A 10,916-nucleotide genomic window follows, 5' to 3' on the forward strand; every position below is an offset into this window, starting at 1 on the left:
ACCGCTGCCGCTGCCGTGCACACCCCGTACGCGGGCACCGCAATCCCCGACGCGGCCTGGGCCGCGTCGGCGGGTGCGTCCGTGGCGCTGGCCTGGTGGCGCTGGAGTGACCACCGGGCGCTGGCCGCGATCCCGGCGCCGCCGCCCGCCCCGCCGGCCATCCCCGGCCAGCGGCTGGTGGCGGCCGTCGAGCGGTTCCCGGCGGGCCGGCAGGTGCTGCAGGAGGTCCGCCGGCACAAGGAGCGTTACGCGCTGCGCGGTTCCGCCGTCGCCCAGGCCTGGGACAGGCTGGACCGGGCGGCCATGACGCTGACCGGGCTGGCCGGCCGGCTGACCGGGCCCGGCGAGGCCGCGATGCTGGAGGCCGCGGTGGCCGAGCAGTGGCTGCGGGACCTCGGCCAGCGGGTGGCCAGCGTCGAACGGGCGATCCCGCTCAGCCCGCCGGATCAGCGCCCGGGGATCGAGCAGGCCCACGAGAGCCTGGCCAAGCAGTTCACCGAGGGCGTGGGCGCGTACGAACGGCTGGTCGCGGCTGCGGCGAGCTATGTCGCCGAGGAGGGCCACCCCGCCTCCACCCAGCACCCGGCGCTCGGTGGCCTGATCGAGGCGACCGACCGCCTGCGCGGCATCGCCGAGGGGCTGTCCGAGCTGCGGCGGCCCGCCACCCCCGCGGCCTAGGAAGAGCCTTCAGTCCGTGGCTGGCAGCGCGGGCACCAGTAGGTGATCCGTTCCTCCTGGTCCTCTTTCTGGATCGCCGAGCCGCAGCGCCGGCAGGGCTGCGCCCGCCGACCGTAGACGTAGCTGGTCTGTCCCCGGCGCAGGGAGCCGGTGGTGGTCTGGGTCCAGCGTCCGCGGTTGGAGGCCACCAGCTTCTGCGCCAGCTTCACCGTGCCGGCCAGGTCCGCCACCGCGGAGACCGGCGTCCACGGCCACAGCCCGCGCAGGAAGAGCGTCTCGGCCTTGTAGAGGTTGCCGACCCCGGCGAGGTTGCGCTGGTCCAGCAGCGCCTCACCGATCGGGACGTCCGGCTTCGCCGCGATCCGCCGGACCGCCTCATCGGCGTTCCAGTCGGCGCCGAGCAGGTCCGGTCCCAGGTGGCCCAGCAGCTTCTCCTCCTCGGCCGTGGGCAGCAACGCCACCTCGTGCAGGTGGTAGCCGACCGCCACCGAGCGTTTCGTCCGCAGCACCACCCGGATCAGGTGCGCCGGGCGGCCGGTCCAGCGCTCACCCGGCGCGTACGCCCGCCAGGCACCGTCCATCCGCAGGTGCGAGTGCAGGGTCATGGCCCGTTCGCCGCTGGTCAGCCGCAGCAGCAGGTGTTTGCCCCGGCTCGCCGACTCGGCCACCGTCCAGCCGGTCAGGTCGGTCGTCGCGAGCTGCGGCACCCGGAAGTCCGAGCCGGTCAGCACGTCGCCCTGCAGCGCGCGTTCGAGGACTCGTGCCGTGTTCCATACGGTGTCACCTTCGGGCATGGCTCTGCTCCTGCCCAGCCGACAGCATCGCAATCATCGCGGCCGGTTCCAGCGTGGCGCCACCGGCGTCGGCGGCGGCCCGGGTCACCGGATCGAGGGCCTGGTCGAGGGCGTTGTTCAGGGCGGCCGAGGTCGTCGGGTCGGTGGCTTCGGGCCGTAGTCCGCGGCGGGCGCCCTGGTGGCGTACGGCGGCCAGCAGCGTCGCACCCAGCTCGGGGCGGCCGCTCAGCGTGAGGGCGTACGCGCCGGTGTGCAGGCAGGAGAGCACGTTGCCGTCGTCGTCCTCCTCCCGGAACCGGCCCAGGGCGGCACCGAGCTCGCGCAGCGCCGCGGCCGGATCGGGGTCGGCCGGGACCAGCCAGGCCCGGGCCAGCAGCAGCTCGCTCATCGCGGCGATCCAGTTCTGCCGCAGCTCACTGGCGTGCGCGGCCGCGCCCTTGAGCACCCGGCGGCTCTCCAGCAGCTCACCGAGCCCGGTCAGGGCCCCGCCGAGCGCCATCTCACCGGCCGGCGTGGCCCACCGCTCGCCGATCCGCACACTCACCGCGATCGACTCCCGGGCCCGGACCGCGGCGGTGTCGTAGTCGCCGCGCGCCGACCACAGCAGCGACTCGTAGTAGCGCAGCTGACTGACCAGGCGCCACCCGTCCTGGCTGTCCGGCTCCGCGACCAGGGCCTTCGCCTGCCACAGGCACTCGGCGGCACCGTCGACGTCCCCGCCGATGAACCGCAGGGTCCCGCAGGTGGCCAGCGCGAGCGCCCGGTCGAACGCGGGCGCGTCCGGCGCCCCGGCCAGGGCCGTGGTCAGCAGCCGCAGCCCTTCGGCCACGTGCCCGCCCCGGAACCAGAACCACTCCAGCAGCCCCGCCGTCCGCAGCGCCGCTCCGGGGTCCGCGACGAGGTCGTGGGCCAGCGCGGCGCGCAGGTTGGGCACCTCCCGGTTGAGCACCCGGCTCTGCTGGATCTTCGCCGGTGAGGTCGACTCGGGCGCGAGGATGGTGGCCCGGATGCCGGCCGCCGCCGCGTACGCGGCCACCGAGGAACCGCCGTTGCCGCTGCTGTCCTCGAGCATCTCGGTGACGCCCTGCGTGGCCAGGGCCGACATCATCACGGTGGTGCCGCGGTCCTTGAAACTGGCGGTCGGGTTGAACCACTCCGGCTTGACCGACAACGGCACCCCGTCGACGTCGAACGGCAGCAGCGGCGTGAGCCCTTCGCCGAGGGTGATCCGCCGGCCGAGCGGCTGCGGCAGCGCGGCGGCGTAACGCCACTGCGACCGTACCGTGGTGTCCACGTCGTCCCGGGTGATGCCGGGCAGCGGCTCGACCAGCAGCGGCGATCCGTCGTCGCCGCGCCAGCGCGGCTCGTCCAGCGGGTAGCGGCGTCCGGCCCGGTCCACAAGCATGGACCGATCTTGCCAGAGCCGGCGATTTTTTCTTCGAAAGGACTTGGCACTCCCCCGGGCACAGTGCTAAAAAAATACTTGTCGCTGCTGCTCATCGCGGTGATGGACCACCTCGATGCGCGGCACGACCTCGGCAGATCTGATCTGAGCCGAGCGCCACGCGCCCGCCGGGCAGGCCGGCGGGCCACGTCGAGGAGGTGGATCCCGTGGTGCTGACTTTCGATCCTTTCCGCGAGTTCGACCGGCTGGCCGGGCAGATGTTCGGCGGAGCCGCGGGCAGCACGGCAACCCTGGCGATGCCGATGGACCTGTACCGCTCAGGTGACCACTTCGTCCTGCACTGCGACCTGGCCGGCATCGACCCCGGCTCCGTCCAGGTGGACGTCGACAACCGGGTCCTGACGATCCGCGCCGAACGAAGCGCACGCACCGACGCCGACGTCCAGTGGGTCCGCCGCGAACGCGCAACCGGCACCTTCGAACGCCGGCTCACCCTCGGCGACGGTCTCGACCTCGACAAGATCGCCGCAACCTGGCAGGACGGCGTCCTGACCCTGACCATCCCGGTGGCCGAAGCCGCCAAGCCCCGCCGCATCGAGATCACCACCGGCACGCCCGCCGTGACCGGCGAGGCGGCGCCGCAGCAGGCGATCATGAGCTCCTGACCGCACTCCTCCCGAACGCCCGGCGGGCGGTTACGCCCGCCGGGCATCAAGCTGCGGACTGGGCCGGGGCGGGCGGTGCGCCTGCCCGGATTCGGCCTCAGCCAGGAGCAAGCAGGCGATGCGCCCGCAGCGGCTGCGGAGACGAGATGCATCCGGCAGCGGAGACCGAGCGTGGGACGGGTTAGCGGGCGATGCGTCCGCCGGGCCCAGGCTTACGCGGAAGCGGAGCCAGCGGGCGGTGCGCCGTAGCGGCTCGGAACCGCCACGCACGAGACTCCCCCGGCGGGCGGTGCGCCCGCCGGGGGAAAGGTCCGACCGCGGGAAGACGAGCGTGCGATACGCCCGCTCTGGGAAACCACCGACCGCGGGGAAGACCAGCGGCGATGCGCCGCAGAAGCATCAGGCGATGCTCGCGGGCGATACGCCCGGGAGTGGCTCCTACCGCCACGCACGACACCCTGGGTGGCGGGCGATGCGCCCGCCGCCGGGCAGGTCCGACCGCGGAGAGACCAGCCAGCGGTGCACCCGCGAGACAGGCCTACAGCACAGCGACGCTGGCGGGCGATGCGCCTGGCAGCGGTTCACGCCACGCACGAGACCCGCGCAGGCGGGCGATGCGCCCACCGGCGGAGGTCCGACCGCGTAAGAGGCGAGCGGGCGATGCGCCCGCAACACCAGGGCTGCCAGTGCTCCAAGACCACCACGCACGTGATCACAGGCCGGCGGGCGAAACGCCCGCCGGCCGCAGGCAGAGCCGGCGACCAACCACACCACCTCATGCCGGGAGCGGTAAGGCCCCCCGCCCGGCAGGTCTACAAGCGGTTCGGTTCCGGAGCGTCCGGGGGCAGGGCTAGGGTCGAGGTGATGAGCCCGGTCGAGCTCCGCCCCGCGATCCACCCCGGCGCGCCCGCGTCCGGTGCGGGTGTGGAGCGCTCAGGAGTTGCCGTGGCGAGCCGATAGGGCCGGGCGTGCAGGTACGTCCCGCAGTTGCCGCCGCGTTCGAGTCGTTGATCGCGGACATCTATGTGCGTCATGACGGGCTGGCCGGGCGGGCCCGGGAGCTCATCCGGCAGGCCACCGCCGACGGTGATCAGCGGCATGCCGATCTGGGGCGGCTGGTGCTGGCCGAGCTCGACAATCGGGGCGGGCGGGTCGCTGACGGGGTTCGGCAGGCGCGGGAGCTGCTCACCAGCAGCGAGGACCGGGTTGTGCTCGCCCACGCCCATGCGGTTGTCGCCGGCGGGTTGTGGCGCGCGGGTGACAACGCCGAGGCTGTGCGGCATGCGTATCCGGCCAACCGGATGCTCGAGGACGGTGATCCGCTCACCCTCCGGGTGGATCACGCGATCATTCTGGCGTTGCAGGTCAATGATCAGCGGATCGGCGGGATCTCGCACGGGGAGTTCGAGGCCGCGCAGCAGCTCGCCGATGCCTGTGGCCGGCCCGCGCTGATGCTGGCCAACCTGAACAACTGGGCCTGGTGTTCGTACACCCATGGTGATCTTGACAGTGCTTCGGCGCTGGTGGGGCGGATGCGGGCGCACAGCGAGCAGGCCGGGGAACCGTTGAACGCTTCCTGTGCCGACACCGTCGCCCGGATCTTGTTGGAGACCGGGCGGCCGCGGGAGGCCACTCTGGTGATCGAGGAGGCCATTGCGCGCGCCGCGCCCACCGATTCCGATGCGATTCCGGCCGCGCTCATCACGTTGGCCGACATTCAGCGGCGGGACGGCAATGTCGGCACCGCCATGCAGACCTTGGCCAGGTGCCGGGAGATCGCCGAGCGGGACCGGTTGCCCGATGTCGACGCGCTGGCGTTGCGGATGCTGGCCGGTTGCCATGCCGAGCTCGGTGACTTCCAGGCCGCGTACCAGGAGATGGTCGATTTTCATGAGGCCTGGACCGTGCGCCGCAGCGAGCAGAGTGAGGTCATGGCCCGGGTCGCGCACGCGCAGTACGCCGTCGACGAGGCGCACCGCAACACCGAGCTGTTCCGGGAGATGGCCGAGCGGGACGCGCTCACCGGCCTGTGGAACCGGCGCCGGTCGGACGCGCAGCTTGCCGCCGTGCTCGCCGCCGGGCGCCCGGCCGGGGTGGCCCTGCTCGACCTCGACCACTTCAAGCTGATCAACGACACCTGGACGCATGCCGTCGGGGACGTCGTGCTGTGCCGGGTCGCCGACATCCTGCGGTCGCTCGGCGGGCACGCCGGCCGGCACGGCGGGGAGGAGTTCATCCTCGTGCTGGACGCCGCGCTGCCGGACGCGGCGGCGACCTGCGAGGCGGCCCGGGCGGCCGTCGCCGCGTACGACTGGGAGGCCGTCGCCCCCGGTCTGCGGGTGACCACCAGCATCGGGCTGACCTCGCTACGCCCGGACGACGACGTCCACTCGGTCGTCCGGCGGGCCGACGAGCACCTGTACGCCGCCAAGCGGGCGGGCCGGGACCGGGTGGTCAGCGGCCCCTGACGTCGTCGTCGCGGCCCGGGCGCCGTCCGCGCAGCAGCTTGCCGCCGAGGTTGACCAGGTCGTCGCCGACCAGCAGGAGCTCGCCGACGTAGGCCGAGGCGCGGTCCATCACCAGCAGCGCCCGGTCCAGGTCCTCCCGGTCGTCGCGCAACGACCACAGCCGTTCGGCCTGCTCCCAGGCGTGGGCCCGGGTCACCGAGACCAGCACCCGCTGGCTCCAGTCGTCCAGGTTGCCGACCAGGCGGTCGATCTTGAGCTGGAACGGGGTCGAGTAGCGCCGGCGCAGCCCGGGGATCTCCTCGAAGAAGATCTTGTTGACCAGCAGATAGTCCGGGTGGATCTCGTCCGGATCCGGCGGGCCCAGCTGCTCCCACGTGCTGACCAGGGCGAGCGCCAGGTCGTGGTTGATGTGCGCGTTGACGCCCAGCATGGCAGCGGCCAGCGGGGTGACGCGGTCGTCCTGGGCCCGGCGGAAGAGCACCTCCCACGCGTCCGGGGTGGCGGCGTCGTCGTCGCCCCACAGCCGCAACGCGGAGAAGTAGCGCTTGGCGAACTCGACGTCGAGCAGCTCCAGGAAGTCCTTGTTGCGCACGTCGGCGGTGCGCAGGGCCTGGGCCACCCGGTCGGTGATGGTGAAGTAGAGCGAGTTGAACGCGGCGACCCGGTTCTCCGTCGGCGGGGGCAGGCGGTCAAAGATCTGCTGCGCGGTGGTCAGGTGTTTGAGCACCGTGCTGATGTCGGGGCATTCGGCGCCGCAGAGGTCCGCGACCTCGATGTGCGCGGGGGCCCAGCCGCGCCCCCGCGGCACGGCGGGCGTGAGTTGCAGGCGCTCGTCGCGCAGCACGCCGGCGCTGCGCTGGGCGTCGTCACGGTCGAAGGTGACTGTCATCGATTCCTCCACGCCGTACACCATGGAGAACACGGTCCCGGCTGACCAGGGTCCCGGCGGCTACCCGACAGTAAATGCCGGATTGACCAGCTCTGCGAAGCGTACGGCGTCGACATTGCCGCCGGACAGGATGACGCCGGTGCGGCGCGGCAGGGGCCGGACCCGCCCGGCGAGCAGCGCGGCGAGGCCGGTGGCGCCGCTGGGCTCCAGCACGATGCGCAGCCGCTCGAAGGCGAACCGCATGGCGTCGCGGATCTCGTCGTCGCTGACCAGGACCACCTCGTCGAGCAGCCGGCGGTTGATCGAGAAGGTCAGCTCGCCGGGGATGTCCGCGGCCTGGCCGTCGGCGATCGTGCGCGGCACCGGAACGGCCACCCGCTCCCCCGCCGCCAGTGACCGCCGGGTGTCGTCGCCGGCCTCCGGCTCCACGCCGATCGTCCGGATCGCCGGAAACAGTCCCTTGGCCGCCGTGGCGCTGCCGGCCATCAGCCCGCCGCCGCCCACCGGCGTCAGCAGGGCGTCCAGCTCACCGGCCTGGTCGAGCAGCTCCAGCGCGGCGGTGCCCTGCCCGGCGATCACGTGCGGATGCTCGTACGGCGGGATCAGCGCCAGCCCCCGCTCGGCCGCCAGCGCGGCACCGAGAGCGACCCGGTCCCCGGTGTAGCGGTCGTAGGTGACGATCTCGGCGCCATAGCCCGCGGTGGCCTCCTGCTTGGACGCCGGGGTGTCCGCGGGCATCAGGATGACCGCGGTCGTGCCGAACTCCCGGGCAGCCAGCGCGACCGCCTGCGCGTGGTTGCCCGACGAGTACGCGGTGATGCCCCGGGCCCGCTGCTCGGGGTCGAGCCGGGAGACGGCGTGATAGGCGCCGCGGAACTTGAAGGCGCCGATCCGCTGGAAATTCTCGGCCTTCAGGTGCACCTCGGTGCCGGCCAGCCGGTCCAGGGTGCGGGAGCGCAGCACGGGCGTCCGGTGCGCGACACCGTGGAGCCGGGCGGCAGCCTCACGGACATCGCCGAGCGTGACACTCACGCGGCGGCACCGCGGAGGATGGCGTCCACCAGGCGCTCGGCGAAGTTGTCCTCGGCGACCTGCGGGTTCCAGTGCATCATGTTCTGCATCGCCGTCGGGCCGGAGAGCATCAGCAGGGTCAGCTCCACGTCCAGGTCGGCGCGCAGCTCGCCGGTCGTGATGCCCCGGCGCAGCACGCCGCGCATCACGTCCCGCCGCGGCTCGATGACGCCCTGGTAGATCCGCCGCATCTCGGGGCTCTTGGCGATCTCCGGCAGCAGGCACATGGTGACCTTGCCGTAGTGCTCCATCCGCTTGTTGCGCATGGCCGAGATCAGCATGATCAGGTCGTCGCGGACCGACTCGCCCACCGGCTCCGGCAGCGGGCCCTTCATGGTGGCCACCGCGTCGACCAGCAGCGCCTCCTTGTTGGGCCAGCGCCGGTAGATCGTCGCCTTGCCCACGCCGGCCTTGGCCGCCACCGCCTCGATGGAGACGGCGTCGGCGCTCTGGCCCGAGCTGAGCAGGTCGAAGACCGCCTGAATGATGGCCTGGTCGGCCTGCGCGTTGCGCGGCCGGCCAGGAGCCTTGCGGTCCTGGCCGGCCGGTTCGTCCACGCTGACCGTCGTCATGGGCTCCATTGTTACCGAGCCTTCATGTCGTGGCCACCTGCCCCTGTCATGACGCGTCGACCAGTGCGATGCCCTGCTCCTCGGCCAGCCCCTCGGCTGTCGTCGGGGCGGGGACGCCGGCCGGCGGCTTGCCCGGCAGCCAGACGGCCGCCACCAGTGCGCCCAGCAGCGCGAAGATGGTGCTGCCGATGGATGCGTAGTGCATCGCGGTGATGAAGGCGTCGTTGGCCGAGCTGATCAGCGCGGCCCCGCCCGGTCCGGCCTGGGCCGCCACCCCGTACGCGCCGGAGATGGATTCCTGGGCCACCTCGCGGGCGGCGTCCGGCAGGCCGGCCGTGGCCGTCGTGACGTCGTCGCGGTACGAGGAGGAGACGACCGCACCCAGCGCGGCCACGCCCAGGGCGCCACCGATCTGCCGGATGGTGTTGCTGACCGCCGAGCCGACGCCGGCCTTCTCGCGGGGCAGCACCGACATGATCGCCTCGGTCGCGGGCGGCATCACGTTGGCCATGCCGACGCCCATCAGGAAGAACAGCGCCCCGACGACCCAGATCGGCGTGGTCTCGCCGACGACCATCCAGCCGGCCAGCCCGGCCGCGACCAGGAGCAGGCCGATGGTGCTGACCAGCTTCGGGCCGAACCGCTTGACCATCGCGGCGCTGCGCGGCGCGAAGACCATCTGGGCCGCGGCGAACGGCACGAACAGCGCGCCGGAGGCCAGCGGGCCGTAGCCGCGGACCAGCTGCAGGTAGAAGGCGCTGAAGAACATGGCGCCCATGGCCGCGAAGAAGACCAGGCCGATGGCGCCGACCGAGGCGGAGAACTGCGGGATGGCGAAGAGCTTGACGTCCAGCGACGGGAAGGCGATGCGGCGCTCGTACAGGATGAAGCCGGTCAGGACCGCGACCGCGGCGATCAGCGTGCCCCAGGCCTCGGGCTGGCCGAAGCCCTTCTCGCCGCCCTCGATGACGCCGTAGGTGAGCAGGGTGAGCCCGACGATGCTGAGCAGCACGCCGACGATGTCGATGCGGCCCGGGCGGGGGTCGCGCGACTCGGGGACCAGCACGCTGACCAGCACCACGCCGGCGATGACGACCGGCACGTTGATCAGGAAGACCGAGCCCCACCAGAAGTGCTCGAGCAGCAGGCCGCCGACGATCGGGCCGATCGCGACGCCGAGGCCGACGGCGCCGGCCCAGACGCCGATCGCCCGGCCACGCTCACGCGGGTCGAAGACGTTGGAGATGATCGACAGGGTCGACGGCATGATCGCCGCCGCGCCGAGGCCCATCAGCGCGCGGGCCCAGATGAGCTGGTCGGCGGTCTGGGCGTAGGCCGAGACCAGGGAGGCGATGCCGAACAGGGCCAGGCCCACGGTCAGGGTGATCCGGCGGCCGAGCCGGTCGGCCAGGATGCCGGCGGTGAAGAGCAGACCGGCGAAGACCAGGGTGTACGAGTTGATGGCCCATTCGAGCTGGCTCTGGCTGGCGCCCACCCCCTCGTCCGGGTCGGCGATGGTCCGCAGGGCGACGTTCAGGACGGTGTTGTCCAGCACGACCACCAGCAGGCTGATGACGAGTACGGCGAGAATGGCCCAGCGCCGGGGATGCCCGGTGTTCTCTGCGGTGGGAACGTCCATGTGGTGCCACTCCTGAGTGTGGAGGCTGATCCGATACGGAACAGTTCCGTATCTCTGGCCGACCGTAGACCTGTCCGGCTCGATACGGAACAGACTCGTATCGTATTGTGGGTCTCGTCACCCTTGATCGGGTCGCTAGAGTCGGTGCCCGTGCACGCCGTACGGCCGGCCACCGGCTTCCTCGCCGGGGTCCTGACCGCCGTCCTGGCCCTGATCTGCCTGGTCATCGGCGGGATCGTGCTCCTTCCGGCACTTCTGGTGCCGCGCTGGAGGCCGGCCGCCCGGCGCTGGGCCCGGGCCGGGGCCGACCGGCTCGTCGCCGTCGAACGGCGCCGCCGCTCGCTGTTCTTCGGTGAGCAATGGCCTCCCGCCCGGCAACCACTGCCCTACCTGCTCGCCCGCGTCGGTGCCGGCCTGCTCGCCGGCGTCGTGCTGGGCCTGCTCGGGGTCGGTCTGGTGCTGGCCGTCCTGGTCGTGCGCGGGCTGGTACGCGGTTCGCTGGGCGGCTGGGACCTGCTGGCCCAGCTGGTGCTCGGCGGCGTGCTGCTCTTCCTCGACCTCCAGGGTGTGGTGGCCCTGGCCCGGCTCGACACGAGGCTGGCCCGCCGGCACCTCGGTCCGCCCGAGCACGAGGTGCTGCGGCGCCGGATCGCCGAGCTGTCCGCGAGCCGGGCCGGGATCGTGCAGGCGGTGGACCGGGAACGCCGGCGCATCGAGCGCGACCTGCACGACGGC

Annotated in this window: 9 protein-coding genes and 1 pseudogene; 4 read left to right on the top strand and 6 right to left on the bottom strand. The window is 72.5% G+C overall.

Annotated features, from left to right (window positions below):
* On the top strand, window positions 1-678 hold a 678-nt coding region (locus AB0C29_RS17200; RefSeq protein WP_360821207.1), incomplete at its 5' end, for a hypothetical protein.
* On the opposite strand, the gene AB0C29_RS17205 is transcribed toward AB0C29_RS17200, so the two are convergent.
* Entirely contained in the window at window positions 675-1,472 is a 798-nt protein-coding gene (locus AB0C29_RS17205; protein ID WP_360821209.1) for a DNA-formamidopyrimidine glycosylase family protein, read from the bottom strand. The two genes, AB0C29_RS17200 and AB0C29_RS17205, sit on opposite strands and share 4 nt — an antisense overlap.
* A complete protein-coding gene (locus AB0C29_RS17210; protein WP_360821210.1) occupies window positions 1,459-2,877 on the bottom strand; it encodes a pyridoxal-phosphate dependent enzyme in 1,419 nt (472 codons plus the stop codon). Before AB0C29_RS17210 ends, AB0C29_RS17205 begins: the two co-directional genes overlap by 14 nt.
* A 206-nt stretch (window positions 2,878-3,083) precedes the next feature.
* Between AB0C29_RS17210 and AB0C29_RS17215 the strand changes: the two genes are divergently transcribed.
* Complete coding sequence (locus AB0C29_RS17215; protein WP_360821212.1) at window positions 3,084-3,542, top strand: Hsp20/alpha crystallin family protein; 459 nt, start codon at window positions 3,084-3,086, stop codon at window positions 3,540-3,542.
* Between the two features lie 968 nt (window positions 3,543-4,510).
* Window positions 4,511-6,010, top strand: a complete 1,500-nt coding sequence (locus AB0C29_RS17220; protein ID WP_360821214.1) for a diguanylate cyclase — start codon at window positions 4,511-4,513, stop codon at window positions 6,008-6,010.
* Here AB0C29_RS17220 and AB0C29_RS17225 read toward each other — a convergent pair.
* Genes AB0C29_RS17225 through AB0C29_RS17240 form a run of 4 tightly spaced genes read right to left on the bottom strand, consistent with a single transcriptional unit; the run spans window position 5,997 to window position 10,181 of the window.
* The gene (locus AB0C29_RS17225) at window positions 5,997-6,899 is read right to left on the bottom strand and encodes a DUF5995 family protein (RefSeq protein ID WP_360821216.1); all 903 of its coding nucleotides are present in this window, start codon (window positions 6,897-6,899) and stop codon (window positions 5,997-5,999) included. The two genes, AB0C29_RS17220 and AB0C29_RS17225, sit on opposite strands and share 14 nt — an antisense overlap.
* 60 nt (window positions 6,900-6,959) lie before the next feature.
* The gene (locus AB0C29_RS17230; RefSeq protein WP_360821218.1) at window positions 6,960-7,931 is read right to left on the bottom strand and encodes a pyridoxal-phosphate dependent enzyme; all 972 of its coding nucleotides are present in this window, start codon (window positions 7,929-7,931) and stop codon (window positions 6,960-6,962) included.
* A complete protein-coding gene (locus AB0C29_RS17235) occupies window positions 7,928-8,542 on the bottom strand; it encodes a TetR/AcrR family transcriptional regulator (protein ID WP_360821220.1) in 615 nt (204 codons plus the stop codon). The genes AB0C29_RS17230 and AB0C29_RS17235 overlap by 4 nt, the downstream gene beginning before the upstream one ends.
* Before the next feature lie 46 nt (window positions 8,543-8,588).
* Complete coding sequence (locus AB0C29_RS17240; RefSeq protein WP_360821222.1) at window positions 8,589-10,181, bottom strand: MFS transporter; 1,593 nt, start codon at window positions 10,179-10,181, stop codon at window positions 8,589-8,591.
* 150 nt (window positions 10,182-10,331) lie between these two features.
* Here AB0C29_RS17240 and AB0C29_RS17245 point away from each other — a divergent pair.
* Window positions 10,332-10,916: pseudogene (locus AB0C29_RS17245) on the top strand (sensor histidine kinase); the annotation flags it as partial.

The organism is Actinoplanes sp. NPDC048791, from assembly GCF_040650095.1.
Taxonomy (GTDB): domain Bacteria; phylum Actinomycetota; class Actinomycetes; order Mycobacteriales; family Micromonosporaceae; genus Actinoplanes.